The organism is Ruegeria sp. CF1, assembly GCF_056537445.1.
Window position 1 is genome coordinate 204001 of the sequence record NZ_JBQFRN010000003.1, and the last position, 24207, is coordinate 228207.

At 56.0% G+C, this 24207-nt stretch carries 21 protein-coding genes; 8 read left to right on the forward strand and 13 right to left on the reverse strand.

Annotation, left to right across the window (positions count from 1 at the left end; all coding sequences use genetic code 11):
* Positions 1 to 46: 46 nt before the first annotated feature.
* Positions 47 to 1126: a helix-turn-helix domain-containing protein gene (locus ACRZ96_RS08645; RefSeq protein ID WP_480814399.1), complete on the forward strand. Its 1080-nt coding sequence runs from the start codon at positions 47 to 49 to the stop codon at positions 1124 to 1126.
* Between the two features lie 172 nt (positions 1127 to 1298).
* Here ACRZ96_RS08645 and ACRZ96_RS08650 read toward each other — a convergent pair whose 3' ends face one another.
* From ACRZ96_RS08650 to ACRZ96_RS08685, 8 genes are all read right to left on the reverse strand, one after another.
* The gene (locus tag ACRZ96_RS08650) at positions 1299 to 2375 is read right to left on the reverse strand and encodes a DUF2793 domain-containing protein (RefSeq protein ID WP_170646939.1); all 1077 of its coding nucleotides are present in this window, start codon (positions 2373 to 2375) and stop codon (positions 1299 to 1301) included.
* A 180-nt stretch (positions 2376 to 2555) separates the two neighbouring features.
* A complete protein-coding gene (locus tag ACRZ96_RS08655) occupies positions 2556 to 3992 on the reverse strand; it encodes a mannose-1-phosphate guanylyltransferase/mannose-6-phosphate isomerase (RefSeq protein WP_480706214.1) in 1437 nt (478 codons plus the stop codon).
* A gap of 71 nt (positions 3993 to 4063) precedes the next feature.
* Positions 4064 to 4957, reverse strand: coding sequence for a UTP--glucose-1-phosphate uridylyltransferase GalU (gene galU / locus ACRZ96_RS08660; RefSeq protein ID WP_170394477.1), 894 nt, complete (start codon positions 4955 to 4957; stop codon positions 4064 to 4066).
* A gap of 242 nt (positions 4958 to 5199) precedes the next feature.
* On the reverse strand, positions 5200 to 7005 hold the full coding sequence (locus ACRZ96_RS08665) for an ABC transporter ATP-binding protein (RefSeq protein WP_170818178.1): 1806 nt from the start codon (positions 7003 to 7005) through the stop codon (positions 5200 to 5202).
* A 1-nt stretch (position 7006) separates the two neighbouring features.
* On the reverse strand, positions 7007 to 7936 hold the full coding sequence (locus ACRZ96_RS08670) for an ABC transporter permease subunit (RefSeq protein WP_170509646.1): 930 nt from the start codon (positions 7934 to 7936) through the stop codon (positions 7007 to 7009).
* Positions 7937 to 7946: 10 nt separating this feature from the next.
* Positions 7947 to 8870, reverse strand: coding sequence for an oligopeptide ABC transporter permease OppB (gene oppB / locus ACRZ96_RS08675; RefSeq protein ID WP_170422826.1), 924 nt, complete (start codon positions 8868 to 8870; stop codon positions 7947 to 7949).
* Positions 8871 to 8936: 66 nt separating this feature from the next.
* The gene (locus ACRZ96_RS08680; protein WP_170407804.1) at positions 8937 to 10565 is read right to left on the reverse strand and encodes a peptide ABC transporter substrate-binding protein; all 1629 of its coding nucleotides are present in this window, start codon (positions 10563 to 10565) and stop codon (positions 8937 to 8939) included.
* 391 nt (positions 10566 to 10956) lie between these two features.
* Positions 10957 to 12192, reverse strand: coding sequence for a lytic murein transglycosylase (locus tag ACRZ96_RS08685; protein ID WP_480771791.1), 1236 nt, complete (start codon positions 12190 to 12192; stop codon positions 10957 to 10959).
* A gap of 132 nt (positions 12193 to 12324) precedes the next feature.
* Between ACRZ96_RS08685 and ACRZ96_RS08690 the strand changes: the two genes are divergently transcribed.
* From ACRZ96_RS08690 to ACRZ96_RS08715, 6 genes are read left to right on the forward strand one after another with little or no spacing between them, the layout of a single operon-like run.
* Positions 12325 to 13287, forward strand: a complete 963-nt coding sequence (locus ACRZ96_RS08690) for a cytochrome ubiquinol oxidase subunit II (protein ID WP_170407810.1) — start codon at positions 12325 to 12327, stop codon at positions 13285 to 13287.
* Positions 13284 to 15374, forward strand: a complete 2091-nt coding sequence (locus ACRZ96_RS08695) for a cbb3-type cytochrome c oxidase subunit I (protein WP_170422823.1) — start codon at positions 13284 to 13286, stop codon at positions 15372 to 15374. The genes ACRZ96_RS08690 and ACRZ96_RS08695 overlap by 4 nt, the downstream gene beginning before the upstream one ends.
* Complete coding sequence (locus ACRZ96_RS08700) at positions 15371 to 16003, forward strand: cytochrome c oxidase subunit 3 (protein WP_170422821.1); 633 nt, start codon at positions 15371 to 15373, stop codon at positions 16001 to 16003. Before ACRZ96_RS08695 ends, ACRZ96_RS08700 begins: the two co-directional genes overlap by 4 nt.
* A complete protein-coding gene (locus tag ACRZ96_RS08705) occupies positions 15996 to 16322 on the forward strand; it encodes a cytochrome o ubiquinol oxidase subunit IV (protein WP_255612219.1) in 327 nt (108 codons plus the stop codon). Before ACRZ96_RS08700 ends, ACRZ96_RS08705 begins: the two co-directional genes overlap by 8 nt.
* A gap of 35 nt (positions 16323 to 16357) precedes the next feature.
* Positions 16358 to 17335, forward strand: a complete 978-nt coding sequence (locus tag ACRZ96_RS08710) for an HlyD family secretion protein (protein WP_170509660.1) — start codon at positions 16358 to 16360, stop codon at positions 17333 to 17335.
* A complete protein-coding gene (locus ACRZ96_RS08715; protein WP_170394506.1) occupies positions 17332 to 18849 on the forward strand; it encodes a DHA2 family efflux MFS transporter permease subunit in 1518 nt (505 codons plus the stop codon). Before ACRZ96_RS08710 ends, ACRZ96_RS08715 begins: the two co-directional genes overlap by 4 nt.
* On the opposite strand, the gene crcB is transcribed toward ACRZ96_RS08715, so the two are convergent.
* Both crcB and ACRZ96_RS08725 read right to left on the reverse strand, forming a co-directional pair.
* On the reverse strand, positions 18846 to 19208 hold the full coding sequence (crcB, locus tag ACRZ96_RS08720) for a fluoride efflux transporter CrcB (protein ID WP_170394509.1): 363 nt from the start codon (positions 19206 to 19208) through the stop codon (positions 18846 to 18848). The two genes, ACRZ96_RS08715 and crcB, sit on opposite strands and share 4 nt — an antisense overlap.
* On the reverse strand, positions 19205 to 19612 hold the full coding sequence (locus ACRZ96_RS08725; RefSeq protein WP_480771789.1) for a fluoride efflux transporter FluC: 408 nt from the start codon (positions 19610 to 19612) through the stop codon (positions 19205 to 19207). Before ACRZ96_RS08725 ends, crcB begins: the two co-directional genes overlap by 4 nt.
* A gap of 216 nt (positions 19613 to 19828) precedes the next feature.
* Here ACRZ96_RS08725 and ACRZ96_RS08730 point away from each other — a divergent pair, with 216 nt between their 5' ends.
* Positions 19829 to 21409, forward strand: coding sequence for an FMN-binding glutamate synthase family protein (locus ACRZ96_RS08730; protein WP_480814400.1), 1581 nt, complete (start codon positions 19829 to 19831; stop codon positions 21407 to 21409).
* A 6-nt stretch (positions 21410 to 21415) separates the two neighbouring features.
* On the opposite strand, the gene ACRZ96_RS08735 is transcribed toward ACRZ96_RS08730, so the two are convergent.
* From ACRZ96_RS08735 to ACRZ96_RS08745, 3 genes are read right to left on the reverse strand one after another with little or no spacing between them, the layout of a single operon-like run.
* On the reverse strand, positions 21416 to 22072 hold the full coding sequence (locus ACRZ96_RS08735) for an ABC-type transport auxiliary lipoprotein family protein (RefSeq protein WP_170407827.1): 657 nt from the start codon (positions 22070 to 22072) through the stop codon (positions 21416 to 21418).
* Positions 22069 to 23385 carry an MlaD family protein gene (locus ACRZ96_RS08740; RefSeq protein ID WP_170394518.1) on the reverse strand — a complete coding sequence of 439 codons (1317 nt, stop codon included), beginning with the start codon at positions 23383 to 23385 and terminating at the stop codon, positions 22069 to 22071. Before ACRZ96_RS08740 ends, ACRZ96_RS08735 begins: the two co-directional genes overlap by 4 nt.
* Positions 23386 to 23390: 5 nt before the next feature.
* Entirely contained in the window at positions 23391 to 24206 is an 816-nt protein-coding gene (locus ACRZ96_RS08745) for an ABC transporter ATP-binding protein (protein WP_170394521.1), read from the reverse strand.
* Position 24207 lies beyond the last annotated feature (1 nt).

The window sequence follows — 24207 nt, forward strand, 5'->3', positions numbered from 1 at the left end:
GCAAAACCACTTGTGAACCGCGGTAAATGCCCGAAGAATACCCGACATGAAGCCGAACCCTCAGATACCGGACCCGGATGATGAGGCCTTGGAAAAAGGGCCGCGCAGCATCTATGACGCCGATCCGCCGGAAGACGACGATTTGTGGTTCCTTCCGCCCGACGGCGAAGAAGACCCGGGAGAATTTCTGCCCTCTGTACCGAGACCGGACCAGCGTTTGCTGTTTGACCCAAGGGACTGGCGTGCGGCCCAATCCGAGTTATCGGCTGAACTGGCCGATCTGGCCGTCACATTTGGAGCTCTGGATGAACGTTTGCGCGCGGGTCCCAAGGGGTGGGGTCACCGTCTGGCCCTGATGGAGGTCTCGGATCTGGGCTGGTGGACGGGCGATCGGATCAGCGTCGACCGCCTTGCGCTTTGGACCGGTTTGCGGATTGGAGCAACCGGTGATGATGTGCAGGCTTTGTATCGGGCGGGATGGGCAGTGAGGCGGCTGTCGTCGGGTGCTGCGCCATCGGAGGGCGGCTGGGATGCGGGGCTGACCGCTTTTCTAGACCGTCAGGCCCAAGGTTTCGAAGATACACCCGAAGCAGTGATTGATCTGGCGGAAACCATGCGAAATGTCGCCGGTTTGCACCCGGTTACCCAGGCCGCCATCGGATTTCACGCGTGGCGCGCGTTGTCTCCTGGCATCGGACAGGATACCGAGGCCGCGGTCATCGCGGCCCGCCATGCCGCCGCGATGGGTCGAGGTTGCGCATTGTTCATGCCGCTTTCTCTGTCGGGCCCAGGTGCATTGCGGGGGGCAGGATCGTTGGACGAGAAACTTTCGGCCTGGATTCAGGGGGCAGGCCAGGCCTCACTTGCGGCTTTGCTGCATTTGGACCGGATCAGCGCTTGGGAAGGGCGCGCCCGCGACGCCATTTCGGACCTAAGCGGTCGAACCCCACCCGTGCTGATTGATGCATTAACGGCTTGGCCGATGGTTTCCGCCCCGCTGGCCGAAGAACTGACCCATGCCTCGCGTGCAGCGGCACAGCGAAATCTGGACAAATTCAGCGATAGGGGGCTAATCCGCGAAGTAACCGGGCAGGGTCGATATCGCGTATGGACGGCGGCCTTGTAACTGGCCTTGATCTGCCGCTTTCACAAAGAGTGAAATGATAGGGTTGTTAGCTGGGTTCCTGGTATCGATCTTGGGTACAGGATAAGACAGATCTTTGCGTGTTGTCTGGATCGGTCAGAAACCAATTTGCAAGAACGATAACCGTCCGGGCGATGGCCCGAACGGTCTTTATTCAGTACCAACGTCCGACTGCGATCACTGTTGGCGCTATACTGGTAGCGTCCAAGGATGGAGCCATCACCTGATACGTCGCTTGAGTTTCTGAAGGTGCGTCAAACCCCATAAATCGGCCAATACCGCCGCCGTTCCCGCTGAGAGCGGGAGAACTGCTGTCAGCAAAGGCAATAGGGAAATCCCAATTGGCGGTACCGCTGGCGAACATACTACCAGTTGCGGTCGTGCAGGCCACAGCACTTAGAACGGCGGTGCAAATCTGGGTTCCATCGGCAAAGCGCGTGTAGTCACCATTTGCATTGCCGCCCCTCTCGATCACCGCTCCGCTGGGTACGCCGCTGCTTTCGGATACGGTGCCCAGCACATTGCCCGGTCCGTATCCGTAATCTGCCCGCATCAGGCGACCCGAGGTGGTGTCATCGGCGCTGCTTTGAACAGCCGCTCCGCTGGCTGTTCCGGTTGTGGCGTCAAACCGCAAAGCATCGACCCAGCTTCCGCCATCCTGCGAGACCTTGATTGAAAAATTTGTATCGCCGGATAGGCCCATTTCGGCATGGCCGGTCCAGTTCGATTGAAACAGCAGCGAGGCAGTATCACCGGCACCAGCCTTGTTGATCTTGAGTTGGTGGCCAGCGCCCTCATGCGTCAACAAGGTGGCAGGGCTACGTACGGCCAGACGGTTTGTGCTGTCTGATCCGGTTGCGATGCCGATCCCGGAAAGGTTCTGTGTATTGACCGGCGGGTCGATCCACGCCGACCCGTCCCAGACTTTCAACAGCCCTGCATTTTGATCCCAGGCCCGCCAGCCCATGTCGGGAGTCAAGAAATGCCACCCGTTGTCCAACCAAGCCGCCAGTTTTCCATCCTGTCCGGACCATGCCGCGGTCGGAGACGTGCCCAATGCATAGGTTTCACCCTGATCAGGAGCAGCTGGTGGGATAGTCGCGTTAACGGACGCAACGCTTAGCTGCACCACCAGATCTAGCGCACGCAGCGCTTCGTTATGGGTCACATGTTTTTGGGCCTGCGCGGGTTGCAGATAGGGCAGATTTAGACGGGGAGAGTTCTGTGGCATGGGCATCCTCCTGTGGTGTCGGTCCGATGATGATTGCGCGCCACACTGCCGTGATGTGCGTAAATCCCGCCTGACCCAGCCGAACGCCCAGGTTTCGAATTTTTAAGATTTGGTCTCAGAAATATGGAGACATCTGCCTTGCAGATGCCCCAAACTTGGATCAGTTCTTGAAATCAGATCTCAGTCACGAGCGTAGACATCTTCGTAGCGAATAATGTCATCTTCACCCAAATAGGTCCCGGTCTGCACCTCGATAAGAACCATTGGCACTTTGCCTGGGTTTACCATCCGGTGCACGGCCCCGAGCGGCACATAGACGGATTCATTCTCAGACACGAGCTGCACCTTGTCGTCAATAGTCACCTCGGCGGTGCCTTCCACGACAATCCAATGCTCGGACCGATGGTGATGCGATTGCAAGCTCAGCGAAGCGCCGGGATGGACGTGAATGCGTTTGACCTGAAACCGATCGCCGATGACGAGGCTTTCGAACCATCCCCAAGGGCGATGATCAACGGGCAATGCTTCCGCCTGCTTGGCGCCTTTTGCCTTCAATGCTGCGACGGCCTGCTTGACGTCTTGCGCCCGGTCCATGCTGGCGACCAAAACCGCGTCAGGCATAGCCACGGTGATTACGTTCTCTAACCCCATTGCAACAACTTCTTGCGCGGGCGATTCAGAACGCACCAGCACGTTGCGACAATCTATGGCGGTCACTTCGCCGGCAGTTGCAACGCCGTCCGTATCGGGGTTGCTCAGCTCTTGTACGGCAGACCAGCTGCCCACGTCTGACCACCCGGCGGCATAAGGGACAACGCTGAGATTGTCGGCCTTCTCCATAACCGCATAGTCGATAGAGATGTCCTGAACTGTCGCCCAGGCCTCGGGATCTAACCGCAGGAAGCCCAGATCACACTGCGCCTGTTCAACCGCCTTCTTAACGGGCGTTATTAGATCATGTGCATGCTGGCTGAACGCCTCAAGGATATCTCGGACCGCGAACAAAAAGATGCCCGAGTTCCAAAGATAACTCCCTTCAGCCACCATAGCCTTGGCGTTTTCAAGATCGGGTTTTTCAACGAACCGGTCAAGTTGCACAGAAGCGCCTGACGAGTCCGGTGCTTGGGCGAGCTTAAGGTAGCCATACCCGGTTTCGGGTCGGTCGGGTGTGATCCCAAACGTCACCAGATCTCCACGCTCGGCTATTGTGCGGACCCCTTCGGCGACGGCCGCATGAAAGGCCGCACTGTCTGGAATGACGTGATCCGACGCGGCTACCAGCATCATCCCGTCGGGATCAATGGATGAAAGGTGCAGGGCAGCTGCCAGCACCGCAGGTGCGGTATTGCGTCCTTCGGGTTCGATCAAGATCGGACCCGGATCGATCCCTATGGCCATCAACTGTTCAGGGACGACAAAGCGGAAAGCCTCGTTGGTCAGGATCAGAGGTTTGGCGTAAGGCGTGTCGGTCGGGCCTTTCAACCGCTCGGCACATTGCTGCAGCAGGCTGGTTTCACCAATCAGCGGAACAAACTGTTTGGGGTAGCTTTTACGCGACAATGGCCAAAGCCGAGCACCTGACCCGCCACATAGAATTACAGGATAGACTGTGCTCATAATGTCTGCCCCTTCTGAACCATAAAGCTTAAATTACTGAATTGAATACAGAATGGCTGACACGGCTAGGCCTACTGCGCGGCCCGATCAGAGGCCACGACTTCATGCAGATATTGGTTTAGGTCGTCGCGCAGATCATCGCGAGCCAATGCGAACGAGACCGTTGCCTGCAGAAAGCCAGCCTTTGAACCACAATCGAACCGCTGTCCGTCAAACTTGTAGCCAAAGACAGGGACACCATTGCCAATATCCTCAGCAATTGCGTCGGTCAGTTGGATTTCGCCACCACTTCCCTTCTTTTTCTGGTTCAGATTGTATAGAACCGAAGGACCCAAGATGTAACGACCGATCACCGCAAGATTGGATGGCGCGTCCTCTGGTCTCGGTTTTTCCACCATTCCTTTGGCACGGACAACCGTTCCAACATTCTGGCCGGTATCCAGAATACCGTAGGAGCTGGTTTTTTCGTTGGGAACTTCCATTGCGGCGACCATGTTGCCGCCGGTTTCCTCATAGGCTTCGACCATCTGCTGTAGGCAGGGTTTGTCGGCGGCAATCACATCGTCGGGCAGCATCACGGCAAAGGGTTCATCCCCGATCAGTCGACGGGCGCACCAGACCGCATGCCCCAATCCCAAAGCCTTGTGTTGACGGATATAGGCAATCGCTCCGCTTTCCATATTGGTTGCGTTCAAGACTTCAAGCAGTTCGTCTTTGCCCTTAGACTTGAGGTCCTGCTCCAGCACGAGATTGTGATCGAAATAGTCCTCAAGTGCTGATTTTCCGCGCGATGTCACGAAGATGAATTCAGTGATCCCGGCCGCACGCGCTTCGTCGATGGCATATTGGACCAGCGGACGATCAACCAATGTCATGATTTCCTTTGGCACCGACTTTGTCGCCGGAAGAAACCGAGTGCCCATTCCCGCTACGGGAAATATCGCCTTGGTGACTTTGCGTACCATATTACCTCACTAATTCTATATATTGCCGACGACTCTCGGTGATGCCGGAGCCCCCACATATAATCTAAAATCCTACCAATCAATCACACCCGGCTGGTCTGCTACGGGTTCGCTGGAATCTGCCATTAACTTAAGGGCAGAGTCAAAACGAAACACGACCGAAAGCGGGATCACCGAACCAATCCACTAATCACTTGTTCTATGAAGTTAAAAACGCGCCCCTTAGATCGGGGCGCGTAAGATTATGCATTGGCCATAATCGCCTCAAGCGGATCGTGTTCGGCGACGAAGTGATCCGGGGCAATCTCACTGAGTTGAGGTACATAGTCGGTCTCACCCATAGACAATCTGCTGGGCAAAAAGCGCAAAGCTGCTTTCGGATCCATGGGTGAAGGCAATTCTCCCGGTAGTTTAAGCCTTTGGCGGCTGCGCTCGACATCCGGATCAGGGATCGGAACCGCCGAAATCAGGGACTGAGTGTAAGGATGTTTCGGTTCGGAACAGATCACTTCACCATCGCCCAATTCAACGATGCGGCCCAGATATAGAACCATGATCCGGTTCGAAACCGCGCGTACCACAGACAAATCGTGGCTGATGAAGATCATCGATAGGCCAAACTCTTGTTGCAGTTCACGCAACAATCCTACGATCTGGGCTTGAATGGACACATCCAGCGCAGAGACTGCCTCGTCACAGATAATCAGTTTTGGTTTGTTGATCATGGCACGCGCGATTCCAACACGCTGGTTTTGCCCCCCGGACAGCTCGTGCGGATACCGGTTGATCATGTTGGCCTTCAAGCCAACACGCTCCATCATCTCTGCGACCAGCTCTTTGCGTTCCCGCTCGGTCAGATCCGGGCGATAGGTTTTCAGCGGTTCTGCGATCGAGGCCGAGATCGTCATCCGTGGATCAAGGCTCGCCAGCGGGTCCTGAAACACGATCTGCAAGTCCTTGCGGTACTTGTTCAACTCGGCCCGTTTCAGCCCGACGATCGGATGCCCCAGCCAGCTGACATTGCCCGCGCTGGGTTCGATCAGTTGCAGCACAGCCCGGGCCAGCGTGGATTTGCCACAGCCGGATTCTCCAACAACACCTAGGGTCTCGCCCTTTCGGATGTCGAAACTCACGCCATCAACGGCTTTCAGCGGTACCTTGTGCCCAAAAAGACCTCCCGAGACATGGATGGGGAAATGAACCTTGACGTCATCCACTTTCAGTAGCGGTTCTCCCGTCTGCGTAAGAGCTTTCGGAGCATCGCCCGCATCAATTCGCGGCATAGCCTCAAGTAGCGTTCGGGTATAATCATGCTGAGGAGAACGAAAGACTTCGCGCGTGTCACCGGCCTCCACAAACTCACCCATACGCATGACTTGAATATTGTCGCACATGCGCGCAACAACACCCATGTCATGGGTGATCAGAGCTATGGCCGTACCTTCATCCTTTTGCAACCGTACCATCAGGTCCAAAATGTCGGCCTGAACGGTCACATCCAACGCAGTAGTCGGCTCATCCGCGATCAAAAGTTTGGGATTACACAGCATCGACATGGCGATCATCACACGCTGACGCATGCCACCAGACAATTCATGTGGATATTGATCCAGCCGCCGTTTCGCTTCAGGGATGCGAACGCGATTCAGCCAGTCAAGGCAACGTTGGCGGGCAGCCGAGCCTTGCAAACCTTCGTGAACCTGTAGCACTTCGCGCATCTGCTGGCCGACCCGCAGATGTGGGGTCAGGGCGGTCAGCGGATCCTGAAAAATCATGCCGACGTCTGAGCCACGAATCTTGTTGATTTTGTTCACAGGTAGATTCAGGATCTCCTGACCATTCAGCAAAGCAGAACCAGACGCATGGCCAGCGGAGGGCAACAGCCCCATCGCTGCCATGAACGTCTGGCTTTTGCCCGAGCCACTTTCGCCGACGATGCCCAGACATTCGCCGGGATTGATGTCGAAACTGATGCCTTTTACAGCTTCAACCACGCCGTCAGGTGTATCAAATCGGACGCTCAGGTCCTTCACGGAAAACAGACTCATATCAGCGATCCTTCGGGTCCAGAGCGTCGCGCAGCCCGTCACCGATGAAGAACATGGTGATGATGATGGCGACATAAAAAGTAAGTGGGAACATCAGCTGCCAGAGCGTACCATACGCCATGGTGCCAGCCCCTTCGGCGATCAGGCGGCCCAACGATGTGTAGGGTTCTGAGATTCCGAGGCCGAGGAACGAGATGAAGCTTTCCGTCAGGATCATCTCGGGCACCAGTAACGAAGCGTACACGATCACAACGCCCAACAGGTTGGGCAGAATGTGACGGTACATGATGGTAAATTCGCTGACACCGGCGGCGCGCGCGGCTTCGATAAACTCGCGGTTCTTGAGGGTCAGGGTTTGCCCCCGGACAATCCGCGCCATCGTCAGCCAACCGACCGCGCCCAATGCGATGAACAGCATAAAGAAGGACCGTCCCGCCACGACTAGCAGCAGAATGATGATCAGTGTTGCCGGAATTGCAAGCAGGATATCCACGAACCGCATCATGGCGCTGTCGGTGCGCCCGCCGATATATCCGGCGGTGATGCCATAGCAGGTGCCGACGATCAGAGCGGTCGCGGCCCCGATCAAACCGACCAGCAGCGATGTGGTGGTGGCCTGAATGACGCGGCTGTATAGGTCGCGCCCCAAATCATCGACGCCAAAATAGTGTCCGGTTTCCATGGACGGCATACCCATGCCGCGCACGTCCCCCATGACGTTCCAGTCGATCTCTTCATTGTTCCAGACTGCGAAGTAAGGGCCAACAATCGTGAACAACACGATCAGACCCAGAATGAAAACGCTGGCCATAGCGGCCTTGTTGCGGACAAAACGTATCCGTGCGTCCTGCCAAAGCGAGCGCCCCTGAATGACCGTGTAATCAGTGATTTCCTCGGCCAGATGGGCGGCTTTTTGTGATTTTCCAAGCATTGCCTGCCCCTCAGTATCGGATTTTTGGATCGAACCAGGCATAAGCCAGGTCGGTCAGAAGGTTCACAACCACGGTCAACGCGCCGTAAAGAATGGTGACCCCTAGCAGCACAGCATAGTCGCGAGACAAAGCCGAGCCGACATAGGCCTGCCCCAGACCACCGGTTGAGAAATAGATGTCGACAAAAACCGAACCGGTCAGAACGTAGACAAAAACCGGCCCGAGGTACGAGACAACGGGAAGCAATGTCGGCTTAAGCGCATGGCGCCAGATCACGGTTCTTGTCGGCAATCCCTTGGCCCGTGCAGTTCGAATGAAGTTCGAGTTCAGAACCTCCAGCATCGATGAACGCGTAATCCTTGCGATCGATCCCATGTAGGAGGTCGCCAACGCAATCACCGGCATCACCAGATACTGCCATTGACCGCCATGCCAGCCGCCACCCGGCAGCCACCCCAGCCACAGGGTAAAGGTCAGGATCAGGATCGGCCCCATGATGAAGTTAGGAAGCGCCTGAGCGGCGATACCCAGACCCACCGCAAAGTAGTCAATCCAGCTATTGTGTTTGATTGCAGCGGCAATTCCCAGCGCGACGCCAACGGATGTTGCCACCAGAAAGGACAACGAACCATAGGTTAGCGAAATCGGGAAACCCTGCGCGATGATGTCGTTCACATCCCGATCCTTGAATTTGAAGGACGGTCCGAAATCAAAATGCACCACGATGTTGTACAGATAGTCCCAAAGCTGTTTCCACAGCGGTTGGTCCAATCCATAACGCGCCTCGATATTGGCCAGAACCTGCGGCGGCAATGGCCGTTCCGAGGTGAATGGCCCGCCAGGCGCGATGTGCATGAGGAAAAAGCAGGCGACGATCAATAACAGGATCGTCGGAATAGCGACCAGCAGCCGCTTTAAACTGTAGGCAAGCATTTCATGCCCCCGTGTTTATTGGCCCTGCCCCGGATGTCTCCGGGGCAGGGCGTGGTTCAAAGACGATTATTCAGCGAGCTTGTAGAGGTTTTTCGAGTACCAGTTCTGCTCGACGTTGTTCACCGGCCAGTTGCCTACATCGCTGTCCATCATATAGACGCCTGCGTAGTGATAGATCGGGATCACAGGCGTTTCTTGGGCGATGATGCGTTCAACTTCGGTGTAAAGCGGAGCCGGATCGTCCGAGGTTTTGGCCTCGGCCAGCAGCTCATCAACGCGCGCGTTGGCATATTTGCCGTCATTATAGCCCGAGTCCGACTGCAGTAGGTCCAGGAAGGTTGACGCCTCGTTGTAGTCTCCGCACCAAGCACCACGTGCCAGCTCAAAGTTTTGGTTGCCGCGCTCCTCGAGGAAGACTTTCCACTCCATATTTGCCAGTTCGGCGTTCACGCCAAGCTTCTGCTTCCACATCTGGCTCAGCGCAACGGCGACCTTCTTGTGGTTTTCCGCGGTGTTATAAACCATCTGGAAGCTCAGAGGGTTGTCAGGCCCATAACCTGCTTCTGCTAGAAGCTCCTTCGCCAACTCGTCGCGTTCGGCTTGGGACATGGATGCCATTTCAACGGCCGGTACGGTGAAGCCTGCGGTTGCTTCGGGGGCGAAAGTGTAGGCTTCGGGCTGACCGCCTGCCATCACTTTTTCGGTGATAATCGCACGATCAACGGCCAGTGACAGGGCTTGGCGGACGTTCGGGTCCTTGAAAGCCTCGGGGCCACCATCAGATAGGTTGAAGGTGTAATAATAGTTGCACAGGCGTGGGAAGCTGATGGCTTCTACAGGGTGCTCTTCCTTCAGACGTGGGTACTGGCCGGCTGGAATTTCGGTGCGGTCCAGTTCGCCAGCCAAATAGCGGGTCAGGGCGACGTTTTCATCATTGATGACCAGCGCCACGACCTTGTCGATGATGGTGTTATCGTTGTCCCAATAGGCGGTGTTGCGTTCACGTACCGAGCGTTCCTGCGGCAGGTGCTCGGTCAGAACATAAGCGCCGTTCGAGACGATGTTTTCCGGTTTGGTCCAGGCGTCACCAAATTCTTCGATCACTTTCTGCGGTGCCGGGAAGGTTGTCGAATGTGTGGTCATCTGCGGGAAATAGGGCAGGGGGGCGCTCAGGCGGACTTCCAGCGTTTTGTCGTCGATGGCTTTGACACCCAACTCATCTACCGGTTTTTCGCCCGCGATGATCTCGGCAGCGTTTTCGATCGACATCAGTTCCATGAACCAAGCATAGGGCGACGACAGTTCGGGATCGACGGCGCGCTTCCAGGCATACACAAAGTCACCTGCGGTCACCGGATCACCATTCGACCACTTCGCTTCATCGCGCAGGGTAAAGGTGTAAACGTCCTTGGTATCGTTGACCGAGAATTCGGTGGCGACACCAGGAACCAGGTTACCGTCCTCATCCTGATTCATCAGGCCTTCAAACAGATCGCGAACAATTTCTGCACCCGACACATCTTCTACGACTTGCGGGTCGACCGAGCTGTGTTCATCGAGAATCCGATAGGTGAAGGTCTGATCGTCGGCCAGGGCTTCTCCGGTTTCGGGATGTGTACCGGCAGCAATTGCAGCACCGGTAATGATGGTCGAGGACAACAGTCCTGCCAAAGAGGTTCTGATTATTTTGTTCATGTGTTTACTCCCATTTAGTATGGTTTCGAACGTCCAAACCGCATTCGCGGTGGGCGCTTGTCTGCCATTTTGTCTCCGGCAATTGTCTGGACTTTACCTTGATCTAGATCGTGCCAAGATCGATAATTTCGGCATTCATGCATCAGGCAATGTCGGAGATCCGAATGCGAAAGCTATCTTTCACTGCCCATGAACCTGTCAGTTTTGAAGCAAAGGTAAAGGGTTTTGCGGTGGGTGAAGACCACAAAGGCTGATTAGAACCGCAGCCGGCGGAGGTGTTAAAATTTTATTTTGAAACGCTTCGTGGCAGTGACATTTTCGTGAAGCTCAACATATCACCGTGGGTGAATGTGTTCGCAGTGATGCTCGTAAATGGCGAATCAGTACGCTGCTACGGCTTCAGAACGGCCTTCAATGAGGCATCGGGGAAGCAGGTTGGTGTGCTTCCAGAAGCCTCTTGCCAGCGCCCGATCGAGCGTCGGGTTTTGTATCCGGGCAGGCCATCGACGCCACCGACGTCATGACCCTGTTGAACAAGCACCTGCTGCATGCTGGCGACATCTGAGCGATAGAGATTGCCGACATCGCCCCAACGACCCCGAAAATCGCCAACTCCGTATTGGATGCGATCGCCGACATGACCCACAAACAGCGCATAAAGGTCGCTGGTGTTATAGTCTTTGAGGACATAGAAATTTGGCGTTACGATAAAGGCCGGACCGCTACGACCGGCAGGCATCATAAGATAGCCCTCGGCATCAAGTTCATGTGCCGGAAAAGGTTTGCCGGAAATGCGATTTACGCCCATGGCGACCCAATCGCGGATCAACCGCCCCTGATCAGGGCCCTCCAACGCGCAAGAAACGGTCGTGGGTAGGATAACTTCGAACCCCCAGTCGCGGCCTGTCACCCATCCGTGCTCGTCAAGATACGCGCCGATCGATGCAATCGTGTCCGAGGCTGAGCCCCAGATATCAGTTCGGCCATCCCCATCGCCATCGCGCGCGTAAGTCAGAAAATTTGTGGGCATGAACTGAGGCTGCCCCAAGGCACCCGCCCAACTGCTTTTCAGTGCGTGGCCTTGGCCGTGACCGGATTCAGCGATCTGTAGCGCAGCAATCAGTTCAGCCGTGAAATACTCGGCACGCGTACTCATAAACCCTTTGGTGCCCAGCACCTGAAACGCATTATGGCGGATCGGGACTTGTCCATAGCCGCTCTCGCGCCCCCAGATGGCCAGAATGATACGGGCGGGTACGCCGGTTTCTGCCTCGATACGCGCCAGTGTACCCGCATGGCGCCTAGCCATCTTGCGACCGACGGAGGTGGCACCCTGGACTGATCCGGCATTGAAATATCGACCAGGTGAGCCGAACTCGGCCTGCCGTTGTTGCTTGGGTGTCTTTTGGGGGCTTCCCGGCGGAACCAGGTCAGGAAGGTCCCAGTTTAGCGTTACCCCGTCAAAGGCGGTTTGGAACGTGCGTTTCGAAACGCCCTTTGCTTTTGCCTGAGGCCATATGGCTTGTTGTAGCCAGTTCTGGAACTGACGTTCAACCTCAGCGCGATCTTGCGCTACCGAGGGGGCGGCAAGACAAACCAGAGAGACTATAGCGAGAACCAAACGCATATGATTGGTCTCGCGCGCGCTTGACCTCATGTCAACAGCGGCGGCGCAGGGTGATTTTGGAAAAGTTCTTGAGAAAATCCGTGACTCTGCCGATAGTTGCCGGGAAACCCCGCCGCAAGAGGATCATCAGGTGTGACCTTGTCTCGGATACATTCAGTCGCTGTGCCAGCCTTGGTGATCTTTGTTGCTCTGTTGTTGACGGCTGAGTCTGCCGGGGCGAGTGATAGCTTCATGGACCCCCAAGGCCCGATTGCAGCGGTGCAAAAGACACACCTTTTGCGCGCGACGGCTCTTATCTTGATCGCTGTGATACCGGTTCTGGCTCTGGTGCCGCTGATTGCCCTGCGTTATCGCCGACGTAAGGGTGGAAACGCTGCATACACGCCGCATTGGGATTTTTCGGCGAAGCTTGAATTTCTGATGTGGGGCGTCCCGGTCGTGATCGTGATGATCCTGTCTTTCTATCTCTGGAAAGCGACACATCGTCTTGACCCTTATTCCGCCCCTTTTGGAGAGGAGCCTGCCCTAAATGTGCAGGTGGTTGGCCTCGATTGGAAATGGCTGTTCATCTATCCAGATCATGGCATCGCAACGGTGGGAGAACTGGGCATACCGATCAAACAGCAAGTTGCGATGACGCTGACCACAGACACGGTGATGCAGTCGTTCATGATCCCGGCGCTGGCGGGGCAAATCTATGCCATGCCGGGGATGACGACTCGGCTACACCTGGTGGCAGACTCGCCTGAAACGATGCAAGGCGAGAACACACAGTATAATGGCCGAGGATTCACAAAGCAGAAATTCCTGGCGCAAGCCATGCAGCCCGAGGATTTTCAGGCATGGGTCGCCAGCGTAAAAGCGCATGGCATACCGTTGACCGAAAGCACTTATCGAACGTTGGCGATGCGTACGGATCGGGATGAGGTGCAGGCAGCATTGGGCACCGAACTCATGCCGCTGAATGCGCTTTATTTCACGCTGGAAGAGGGCGACCTGTTCCATTCGATCCTGCGTCGTTATCACAGCGGAGAGCCTCTGCAGTTGGATCAGCAACCCGGAACGGCTGAATACGGGCAGGAGGCAAGCCAATGACAAATGCCGAGACCGGTTTCTTCGGTCGCCTGAGCTGGGATGCATTTCCCATCGCTGGACTGATCCAGAATCCTGGCGCAAATGAGATCATTGCAAACGCTGCTGCTGCTATTGTGATCGTGGGCGTAGTGGTAGTGATTGGCATCCTGACGTGGTTCCGGTTGTGGGGTCCGCTCTGGCGCGATTGGCTGACCAGCGCTGATCACAAGAAGATCGGCATCATGTACATTGTCTTCGCCATCGTCATGCTGGCGCGGGGCGTCTTGGAAGGCGTGGTGATGCGGGCCCAACAGGCGGCGGGACCGGGGGACGGATTCCTGGAACCCGAGCATTTCGCGGAACTGTTTAGCACTCATGGCACCATAATGGTGTTCTTCGTCGCGGTACCTTTTGTCTTTGGCGTCGCTAATTACATAATTCCGCTCATGATAGGCGCGCGCGACGTGGCCTTTCCGGTGATGAACCAGATCGGGCTTGGTCTGACCGTCTCGGCCGGGCTGATGCTGATGGTCTCGCTGGTGGTGGGCGAATTCTCAACAGGTGGTTGGACCGCCTATCCGCCCTATACCGGGGCCGCGTTCAATCCCGGCGTTGGGCCGGATTACTGGATCTGGGCCATCGTGGTCTCGGGCGTGGGCACAACACTGACTGGCATCAACTTTGCCGTCACGATCTACAAGCTGCGTGCGCCGGGGATGAAGTTCATGCGGTTGCCCATGTATTGCTGGACGATCATTTGCAGCTCGATCCTGATCATCTTTGCTATGCCGCCCCTAGGCGTTGCCGCGTTGCTGCTGGCCGCGGATCGCTATCTGGATTTTCACTTCTTCACCAATGACCTTGGCGGCAACATGATGAACTATGCCAACCTGTTCTGGCTGTTTGGCCACCCCGAGGTCTACCTGTTGGTCCTGCCTGCATATGGAATCTATTCTGAGGTCTTTGCCACCTTTTCGGCCAAGCGTCTCTATGGTTACAACTCACTGGTCATCGCAACAATGTCGATTGCGGTCATGTCCTTCACGGTTTGGTTGCATCATTTCTTCACCATGGGGCAAAGCGCTCTGATCAACGCGGTGTTCGGGATTGCCACGATGCTGATCGCCATTCCGACCGGGGTTAAGGTCTATGACTGGATGGCGACTCTGTACCGTGGGCGCATTCGATTCTCGGTCCCGATGCTTTATGGCCTTGCGTTCTTGATGTTGTTCGTCATCGGCGGCCTCAGCGGAGTGGTTCTTGCCAATCCAACCGTCGACTATCAGGTCCATAATACGCTGTTTCTGGTTGCGCATTTCCACAACGCGTTGCTACCCGGTGTGCTGTTCGGGTTGCTAGCCGGCTATAACTACTGGTTTCCCAAGGCCTTTGGGTTCCGTCTAAACGAGTTCTGGGGCCGCGTTTCGGTTTTCTGCTGGACGGTTGGGTTTCTGCTGACCTTCATGCCGCTCTACTTCGTTGGTCTGATGGGCATGCCCCGCCGGTCGTTCAGTTGGGAGGATCCCAGCTTTCACCCCTACATGATCACCGCCGCCATAGGATCGCTGGTGATTACTTGCGGGTTGCTTTCGATCCTGGTCCAATTGTGGGTCAGTATACGCGACCGAGAACAGACCCGCGCACCGGTCGGTGATCCTTGGGACGGGCGCACGCTGGAATGGTCGATCCCGTCTCCGCCGCCGCCCTACAACTTCGCTATTATTCCGCAGGTTAGTGACCGCGATGACTTTGCTGCAGCTAAGGAGCGCGGACAAGCCTATCCTGCACCCGCGGCCTACGAAGATATCGAGATGCCGCGCAACACCGGCATCGGGTTTATCCTCTGCGTGCTCAGTGGCATCTGGATGTTCTCTCTGGTCTGGTGGATCTGGTGGCTGGCAGCACTGATGACCATCGCGATGATCCTCGCCATTATCATCTGGAGTTTCGACACCAGCACCGAGGTCATCATCCCCGCCGAAGAGGTCCGCAAAGAACACGAGGCGTGGTTGGCGCTGGTCCACAGCACCGCCGCTGTGGATCGCGATCATGAAAGTACACCGGAGAATCGCGGCCTCGCCCGCCCGGATATGGAGGCCGTGATATGAGGCGCGCACCCAAGCACAGCTATCCGGGGATAAACCTCGGTGAGGACCACGCCAGCGCCCACAAGGCGACCGAGGTCGTCACTTTCGGCTTTTGGGTCTTCCTGATGAGCGATCTGGTCTATTTCGGCCTGATGTTCGCGATCTATATCACCATGATAGACGCGCAGGCCGGCGGTCCGGGCCCGCATGAGCTGTTCGACCTGAAAAGCATCTTTGCCCAGACTCTCATTCTGCTGACCAGCAGTTTGACCGTCGGGCTGGCGATGTTGGCGCTGAAATACAACCTGCCTCGGGCACGGATCGTGCTGTGGTTCGGAGTGACTCTTTTGCTGGGGCTCAGTTTTCTGGTTTTGGAAATCCGTGATTTCATGAACATGGCAGCCCAAGGCGGTATCCCACAGCGTAGCGGGTTTTTGTCGGCCTTCTATGGTCTCGTACCGCTCCACGGCTTGCATGTTGCAGCCGGGTGTCTGTGGCTAATCGTGCTGGGTATTCAGCTGCGTGTGTTCGGGCTGACCGATCTGCTGATGTCGCGTATGGTGCGGTTGGCGCTATTCTGGCATTTCCTCGATCTTATCTGGATCGGCATAATAACCATCGTGTATTTCGGAGGGCTGGCCTATGGATAAACGATCCGAGATGCATCACCGCGAACGGCGGCGTTACGTGATTGGCTATGGTGGGTCACTGCTGCTCACGCTGGTGGTATTTGTGATCGCCTATCATTTCGGTATTGAAACACCAGGTGTCTATATGACCATCGGCCTTTTGGGGTTGGCACAACTGGTTGTTCAACTGATCTATTTTCTACACATCGACCGCCGCCGCAGCAGCCGAGAGGATCTGGACCTGGTTCTGTTCTCGACACTTGTTCTGCTGATTATCATCGGCGGGACAGTTTGGATTCTGGGCAATCTGGCCATGCGCATGCATATGCAGGTGATGTGAGGTCGCTCGATTAGGCACCGAAAAGGAAGCTGCTTATGAAGTCATTCAAGGCAATTGCCGCCGCAGGGATACTGGTCACGATTGCTATTGGATTGTTCCTTTTCTGGCGGCATGAAGAGCGGTATCCGTCAACAAAAGACGCCTATATCGGCGCGAATATCATCTACGTGGCCGCACAGGTGACCGGGCAGGTTTCAGACGTTGCGGTGGTCGAAAACCAGCCGGTCAATGCAGGCGATTTGCTGTTCTCGATTGATCCGACACAGTTCCAAGCCTCGGTCGATCAGGCCAAAGCTAATCTGGACAGTGCCATTCAGCAGGCTGACTCCTTCTCGAACCAGATCACCGCTGCACAGGCCGCTGTCGAAAGCGCCAACTCTTTCTACGAAACCGCGCAGAGCAATCTTGAACGTGCCCGAGCTTTGTTTTCGGACGGGGACCTCGCGCAGGCCTCGCTGGACCAAACTACGTCCGAATTCGCACAGGCTTCGGCCCGGTTGACCACCAGCCGGTCCGAGCTTTCTGCGTTGCAAAGTGGCCTCGCGGCCCGGCAGGACAATGTGTTGTCCTCGCAGGCTGCGTTGGAAATCGCGCAGGCCGATCTTGTCTGGACCAAGGTCTATGCCGCGGCCGATGGCTGGATCGCAAATCTGACGCTGCGGCCAGGGTCGTCTGTCTCGGCCAATGCGCCGCAATTTTCCATTGTCGAGTCGTCTGACTGGTGGGTCGATGCAAATTTCAAGGAAACATCACTGCCACGCATCCGACCCGGTCAGCCGGTCACAGTGCAGGTGGATATGCTTCCAGACACGACCCTGACCGGCAAGGTTGCGTCGATCGGTCGAGGCTCGGGCGATACGTTTTCGTTGTTGCCGTCCGAAAACTCCAGCGGCAACTGGGTCAAGGTCACTCGACGTTTCCCGGTGCGGATTGAGCTTGATCCAACTGATGCTCCGCTACGTGTAGGAGGCAGCAGCAAAGTTACGGTGGATACAACCGGAACCAGCCAATGACTGATGCCGGCCATATCAATCGCGTGATTGTCGTGGCCGTCGTGCTCAGTGCAATTCTCGAAGTTCTGGACAGTACCATCGTCAATGTTGCGTTGCCGCATATTCAGGCGGCTTTTGGGGCCACAACCGATCAGGCGACATGGATTTTAACCAGCTATATCGTCTCAGCCGTTGTGGTCATGCCGCTGACCGGGTTTGTCGCGCGTCGGGTCGGGCGGCGCAGGCTGATCCTGACTGCGGTCACGGGTTTTGCCACAATGTCTGTCATGTGCGGCCTGTCATGGAGTCTTCAGACTATCGTCGCGTTCCGCCTGGCGCAGGGCATGTTCGGCGCGTTCCTGATCCCGTTGTCGCAGTCCATCCTGTTTGACGCCTTTCCACGTGAAAAACGGGGGCAGGCCATGGCGGTCTTTGGCTTGGGCGTGGTGGTCGCACCGGTGTTGGGCCCAACTGTAGGCGCAGTCCTGACGGAGTATTTTTCGTGGCGAATGGTGTTTTTCGTCAATCTTCCGGTCGCTGCCATGGCCCTGCTGCTTTTGGCGGGCGAGTTGCCGGACGACAAAACCGAAGAGGTGCGCATCGACTGGAAAGGCCTGGCGCTGCTGGCAGTTGGCATTGGATGCCTTCAATTCATTCTTGACCAAGGTGAGACCAAGGACTGGCTGTCATCGAGGATGATACAGCTGGCGCTGATCGCTTCGGTTCTTGGGGCGCTGGGGTTCATCGTCCATTCTCTGACATCCCGGCATTCTGTCGTTGATTTGCGCCTTTTTGCGGATCGCAACTTTGCCCTGTGCAACCTAGTGATAGCGGGGTTCGCGATCTCATTGTTTGGCGGGATCGCCATACTGCCAACCTTTGTGCAAAGCCTGCTCGATTACCCCGTGATCGAATCCGGTCATTTGTTCATACCGCGCGGGATCGCCGCAGGTGCATCGATGGTGCTGACCGGGGCCGTACTGGTCACCCGGTTTGATCCACGAGTTTTAGCCGGGTTGGGGATGCTGTTGACAGCAGTGGGGAATTTCATGTTGGGCACACTCAATCTTGACGCGGGTTTCTGGCAACTGGCTTGGCCGGGCTTTGTCAGTGGCCTGGGGATGGGGCTGGTGTTTGTGCCGATGTCTATTCTGGCATTCGAGAGCATCAGTAAATCAAGGCAGGATGAGGCCTCGGGCCTATTCAACGTCACCAGGCAGCTTGGCTCTTCGGTAGGTATTTCATTGGTGGGGACTTGGGTCGTGCGTGGCCTGCAAACCAATACGGCAGTGCTCAGCCAGAATGTGACACCCTACAATCCTGCTGCACAGGCTTATCTTGCGCCGCTGGGGCTGACACCCGATAGCGCCCAGGGCGCCGCCATTCTGGGGCAAGAGATCGCACGGCAGGCCGAGATGATCTCGTACCTTACAGTATTCAACAATCTTGGACTGCTGGCGTTGGCCACGATCCCACTGTTGTTCTTCTGCCGCGCGCCCAGGCCCGACCAAAGGGCTGCAGCACCCGTTCACTAGCGCGTCAGAACAAGGCCCAGCCATAGCGCGAACCAGCACAAGACGAGGCTGAGAACGATGTTACCGGCGGCAAATACGATCGTCCGTTCACGGTGCAATTGCAGCGATTGATAGGCGAAGCTTGAGAATGTGGTGAAGCCGCCGCAAAACCCGAATACAAGGCGTTTTTCCTCTTCGCCCATTTCCGCAGAGCCACCCAGATAACCAATCCAAAGACCCAGCAGAAGGCTGCCCAGAACATTCACGATCAGGGTCGAGTACGGCAGATCATGCGTCACCCGAAGCGCCAGCCAATGCCGCAGTACAGCCCCCAATCCTCCGCCCAATGCGAACATGGCATGTAGATACAAGGTCGTCATTCCGATGTTTCCCGGGAATGATGCCGCCGACCCAGCGCTTCCCCAAGAACCGCCGCCGTAAGACCAAATGCGATCTCCGCGCTTACGGCGATAATCACAAACCAATTCCCGGTTTCTGCCAGTCTTTCCAGCTCGGCGACGAATGAGGAAAACGTCGATAGCCCACCGCAAAATCCGACGGCCCCTAGATGCAGGACGTGGGCGTGGACACGATTTCGAATGGCATAGAGCCAACCTAGAACGAAACAGGCCGCAACATTGATGCCGAAAGTCGCGGTCAGGAACGGAGCGCCGGGGATCTCCAGCGAAAATAGCTCGCGCAGCAACGACCCTGCAGCACCCCCCACAAAGACGGCTGTATACATCAGGGCGCGATGCCCGAATACAGGCGCTGTTTTCGACACTGCGGTTGATCCTGCTCTGACCAGCGTTTCATTTTGCATACAGACTGCTTTTGCTTGGTTCAACCGGCCTCGCTAACCCAACCGTTATCTTTGTTTGATTAGCAAGGGCTTGCGCAAACAGGTCAATTTGTTCCACGTTCTGGATGAAGAGCAGGGTCATGGACCCAATACCCATTCAAGGTCACGCTGTCACAGCGCTACTCAGGGAGATAGGAAATGATTGTTCGCAGGCTTTACTATTTCCTCAGCTATGTCTGCTTGCCTTTGACTTTGCTTTGGGGTTTTTTCTGGCCACCCGCTCACTGGTTGCTGATCATACTGATCCCCTATGCGGTTGTCGGTCTCTACGATATGCTGACAACCAAGCATAATGTGCTGAACAACTACCCGGTACTGGGTCACTTCCGATATATGTTGGAGTTTGTCAGCCCTGAAATCCGGCAGTATTTCGTTGAAACCAATGAAAGCGGGCGGCCCTATAATCGGATCATCCGCAGTCTGGTCTATTCCCGCGCCAAGGGGCAGGTGGATACTCAGGCGTTCGGTACTCAGTACGATATCATGACGGTAGGTTATCACCGCGCTGATCACTCGCTATCCCCCAAGCACGTCGAAGAGAGCGAAGAACGGGTGATATTGGGCGGCCCTCAGTGCGACAAACCCTACAATGCGTCGCGCCTGAACGTATCAGCAATGAGTTTCGGTGCACTCAGCGCCAACGCAATCCGTGCTTTGAACGGTGGTGCAAAAGATGGGGGTTTTGCGCATAACACGGGCGAAGGCGGGCTGTCCCCCCACCACCTGGCCGAAGGTGGAGACATCATCTGGCAGATTGGAACAGGATATTTTGGATGCCGCACGCCTGATGGTGGGTTCGATAAGGACCTGTTTGCCGAAAAGGCCAAGAAAGATGTCGTCAAGGCGATCGAGATCAAATTGTCGCAAGGGGCGAAGCCGTCTCATGGCGGGGTCCTACCGGCAGCAAAGGTGGATGAAGAAATCGCCGAGATTCGTGGGGTTCCAGTACATCAGGATGTGATTTCCCCACCTATTCATTCGGCCTTTGATGGACCGTCTGGATTGATGCATTTCGTTCAGCATCTGCGAGAGATGTCAGGTGGCAAGCCCGTGGGCTTCAAACTGTGCATCGGTCGTCGATCCGAGTTTATGGCGATTTGCAAAGCGATGTTGGAAACTGAGATTCTGCCTGACTTCATCACGGTGGACGGCGCGGAAGGGGGCACTGGCGCTGCCCCGGTCGAGTTCACCAACCGATTGGGGATGCCGCTCAACGAGGCACTGATATTTGTAAACAACTGCCTGCGCGGTATCGGGGTCCGCGACAAGGTGCGGGTGATCTGTTCGGGCAAAGTGGCCACTGGGTTCGATATGGTCGAGAAATTCGCTTTGGGTGCGGATATGTGTAACGCGGCGCGGGCGATGATGTTTGCGGTGGGGTGCATTCAGGCGCTGCATTGCAACACCAACAGGTGCCCTTCGGGGGTGGCAACGCAAGATCCGATCCGTGGGCGGGCGGTGAATGTGCCACAGAAACGACAGCGCGTGCATCGGTTTCATGACGCGACGCTTGAAAGTTTCCGCGAGATATTAGGGGCTATGGGCAAAGCAAAAGTTTCCGACCTGCGCCCTGCTGACATCCGGCGCCGAAATGCGGATGAACGAGAGCGGTCTTATGCCGAGCTATACAGCTTTCTGGATGACGGCTCTCTGTTGGGCAAGACCATCCCCGAAGAGTTCGCCGCTGACTGGCAAGTCGCCTCAGCGAGCCAGTTCTAGCGACCACTAGCTAGGTCTTGATCGCGGGTTATTGAGCGTATGCGTATGGATTTTGCGGATGCTCCATTCCACGGCATCCCGCATTGTCTTGCCCAAGGCGATATCAAAGGCCTCAACCAGTTCGGGTGTTTTATCGCTGGTCGCCAGCACTGCTTCCTGGAATGAGCTTGAAGCGATGATCTTGTCCTCATACTCATCGATGATCTTGATATTGATGCGCACTTCTACGCGGACCGTTTTCGTGTCTTCGGTTTCGCTGATAACGATGCCCTGAAATTCGCGCAGATCAGGCGCGATCACATAGTCCGCTCTCAGGCCTACGGTCGAACGTCCTACGGCCGCGACCTTGCCGGAATTTTCATAGCTTTCGACCATCAGCGCCTGCACAATTAACGGCGCGCGATCCACCCATCGGGCCCGCGGCAGATACTGAACCTGAAGCAAGGTGGGCTGCACGGCGATCTGATCGGTGTTCACGGCCGCCGTCGCTGTGGGCTCTTCGACAACGATCTGTTTTTGGATACGCGGCAGCGATGACGAGAACGTGCTTTTGGGTGTCAGCAAATACAAATCATTGGGCTTAGAAGCCTGCCGCAGCGTGCCCAAGCCCGTGCAGCCCGTCAAAGCGGCCAAAACCAGAGTCAATATTAAGGGCCGTATCATTGACGAAACTCCGATGCTTGGGTGCCTAACAAAAAGCGGGCCGGGTCGCGTTCGACCTTGTCGACCAATCTATCCAGACTGATGACCAGACGCTGTGATTCCTCGATGAACCGGATGAACTGAGGCAACCCAACGCGCAAGAAGTCCGAAACCTGACGGCGGTTGTCCTGAACGATCCCGTCGATGGTTCCCAGCAGATCCGACGCCGATTGGGAGGCGCTGAGAACATCGTCGGAAATCTTGTCAATCTTTTCGGTGATATTCGAGACGGTTTCCGCAACCTGATTGGCCGCCTTACTCACATCTTCAGCGACAGGTGAGATATCCTCGTCCATCACGCGGTTTGCCGAGTCAAACGCTCTCTCTGCTGAATCGAGCGCCCCTTTGGCTGAATCCATAGTCGATGTAACCGATTCAAGGGTGGTGTTTGCATTCAGAACAGTCTCGCTGATTACCTCAAGCGTAACGCTGCCTTCATCTGACAGCCGAGTCAGCCTTTCGGCCAGGATTGACCCGCGTTCGATAAAGGGCCGGATATCTTCCTGAATCACGCTTTCAGCACTGGCAATGGCGTTATTTGCAGTCTCTAGCGTTGTTTTGGCGGATTCTGAGGTCTCTTTGATGCTCTTCAGCGTGTCCGTTCCTGTGCTCAACGTCGTCTCGGCCGTGTTCGCCAACGTATCCAGTCTCTTGGTAAATTCTCCAACGTCTTTGGCCGCACCGCCCAAATCGGACGAGAGCGACTGGAAATCCGTCAGAGTTTTATCCAGCTTGCCCGACGCTTCTGCCAGATTGTTCAGGATATCCGACACCGCCTTTCGGTTTTTGTCATCAACAACCGAATTGAGGTTCTCCAACAGGGTGACCGCCTTTTCGAGAACCTCTGGCGCACCCTCAAGCAAGGATTGAATCGAACTGCGTTTGCTTGGGATGACACTGTTCTGGGCCAGCCTTTCTGCGGTTGGAGACCCTCCGGAAAGCTCAACATAAGCAACCCCTGTCACACCCAGAGATTGCAACTGTGCGATGGTTTCTTTGGTAACAGGGATGTCGGCATCAACCTCAAGCCGCACTCGCACCTTTGACGGGTCATCTTTGTCCAAGTCCAGGGAAACCACCTGACCCACGGGCAAGCCGTTGTAATTTACGCCACCTGCAGCCGACAGGCCCGAGACATTGTCGAACAACACATCATAATAGGCGTATTGCCGGGTCACTTCGAATTTGGCGAGCCACAGAAAGAACCCGAAGGCACCAAGGATGCCCGCCAGGGTGAACGCACCGATCAGGATGTAATTCGCTCGGGTCTCCATCGCCTCTACCTGTCCTGCCCCTTCTGTTGTGCCGCACGGGCGCGGGGGCCTGTGAAATATTCCTGAACCCAAGGATGGTCGACCTTGGTCATCTCTTCTATCGGACCTTCAACCAGCACGCGTTTTTCCGCAAGTACTGCGACGCGATCACATATGGCATAAAGGCTGTCCAGATCATGCGTTACCATGAACACGGTCAGCCCCAATGTGTGCTGAAGTTCCCCGATCAGTTCATCATATGCGGCGGCCCCGATCGGGTCCAACCCGGCAGTTGGTTCGTCCAGAAAAACGATTTCAGGGTCCAGCGACAGGGCGCGGGCCAACGCGGCGCGTTTACGCATTCCGCCGGACAGTTCCGAAGGGAACTTGCTACAACTTAGTTGAGGCAAGCCAACAAGACTGATCTTCAGACCACCCAGTGCGGCCATCAATTTTTCACTGATACCCGTGTGCTCGCGCAGAGGCGCCATCACGTTCTGCAATACAGTCAGTGAGGAAAACAGCGCACCGTCCTGAAATGCCACGCCCCAGCTTCTTTCGATCCGCTGACGTTCTTCTTCGGGGCCATTAAGAACATCGACGCCAAGAACCTCAATACTTCCCGACTTGGGCTTGTTCAGCCCGACGATCGTACGCAAAAGCACGGACTTCCCAGTGCCCGATCCACCGACAACACCCAGCACTTCACCGCGCCAGACATCGAGGTTGAGGTTGTCGTGGACCACTTGCTCGCCGAACTGGTTGGTTAAATTGCGCACACGAATAACGGCCTCGCGTTTCGTGTCGGATTGGGGCTTGTCCTGAAGCGCGGCTCCATCCATG

Bases quoted from the DNA above. Each gene is read 5' to 3' on its own strand.
- ACRZ96_RS08650 (WP_170646939.1), bottom strand. From the start codon at position 2,375: ATGCCACAGAACTCTCCCCGTCTAAATCTGCCCTATCTGCAACCCGCG.
- ACRZ96_RS08670 (WP_170509646.1), bottom strand. From the start codon at position 7,936: ATGCTTGGAAAATCACAAAAAGCCGCCCATCTGGCCGAGGAAATCACT.
- crcB (WP_170394509.1), bottom strand. From the start codon at position 19,208: ATGACGACCTTGTATCTACATGCCATGTTCGCATTGGGCGGAGGATTG.
- ACRZ96_RS08665 (WP_170818178.1), bottom strand. From the start codon at position 7,005: ATGAGTCTGTTTTCCGTGAAGGACCTGAGCGTCCGATTTGATACACCT.
- ACRZ96_RS08710 (WP_170509660.1), top strand. From the start codon at position 16,358: ATGAAGTCATTCAAGGCAATTGCCGCCGCAGGGATACTGGTCACGATT.
- ACRZ96_RS08645 (WP_480814399.1), top strand. From the start codon at position 47: ATGAAGCCGAACCCTCAGATACCGGACCCGGATGATGAGGCCTTGGAA.
- galU (WP_170394477.1), bottom strand. From the start codon at position 4,957: ATGGTACGCAAAGTCACCAAGGCGATATTTCCCGTAGCGGGAATGGGC.
- ACRZ96_RS08730 (WP_480814400.1), top strand. From the start codon at position 19,829: ATGATTGTTCGCAGGCTTTACTATTTCCTCAGCTATGTCTGCTTGCCT.
- ACRZ96_RS08705 (WP_255612219.1), top strand. From the start codon at position 15,996: ATGGATAAACGATCCGAGATGCATCACCGCGAACGGCGGCGTTACGTG.
- ACRZ96_RS08745 (WP_170394521.1), bottom strand. From the start codon at position 24,206: ATGGATGGAGCCGCGCTTCAGGACAAGCCCCAATCCGACACGAAACGC.
- ACRZ96_RS08655 (WP_480706214.1), bottom strand. From the start codon at position 3,992: ATGAGCACAGTCTATCCTGTAATTCTATGTGGCGGGTCAGGTGCTCGG.
- ACRZ96_RS08680 (WP_170407804.1), bottom strand. From the start codon at position 10,565: ATGAACAAAATAATCAGAACCTCTTTGGCAGGACTGTTGTCCTCGACC.
- ACRZ96_RS08695 (WP_170422823.1), top strand. From the start codon at position 13,284: ATGACAAATGCCGAGACCGGTTTCTTCGGTCGCCTGAGCTGGGATGCA.
- ACRZ96_RS08735 (WP_170407827.1), bottom strand. From the start codon at position 22,072: ATGATACGGCCCTTAATATTGACTCTGGTTTTGGCCGCTTTGACGGGC.
- oppB (WP_170422826.1), bottom strand. From the start codon at position 8,870: ATGCTTGCCTACAGTTTAAAGCGGCTGCTGGTCGCTATTCCGACGATC.
- ACRZ96_RS08700 (WP_170422821.1), top strand. From the start codon at position 15,371: ATGAGGCGCGCACCCAAGCACAGCTATCCGGGGATAAACCTCGGTGAG.
- ACRZ96_RS08715 (WP_170394506.1), top strand. From the start codon at position 17,332: ATGACTGATGCCGGCCATATCAATCGCGTGATTGTCGTGGCCGTCGTG.
- ACRZ96_RS08740 (WP_170394518.1), bottom strand. From the start codon at position 23,385: ATGGAGACCCGAGCGAATTACATCCTGATCGGTGCGTTCACCCTGGCG.
- ACRZ96_RS08685 (WP_480771791.1), bottom strand. From the start codon at position 12,192: ATGCGTTTGGTTCTCGCTATAGTCTCTCTGGTTTGTCTTGCCGCCCCC.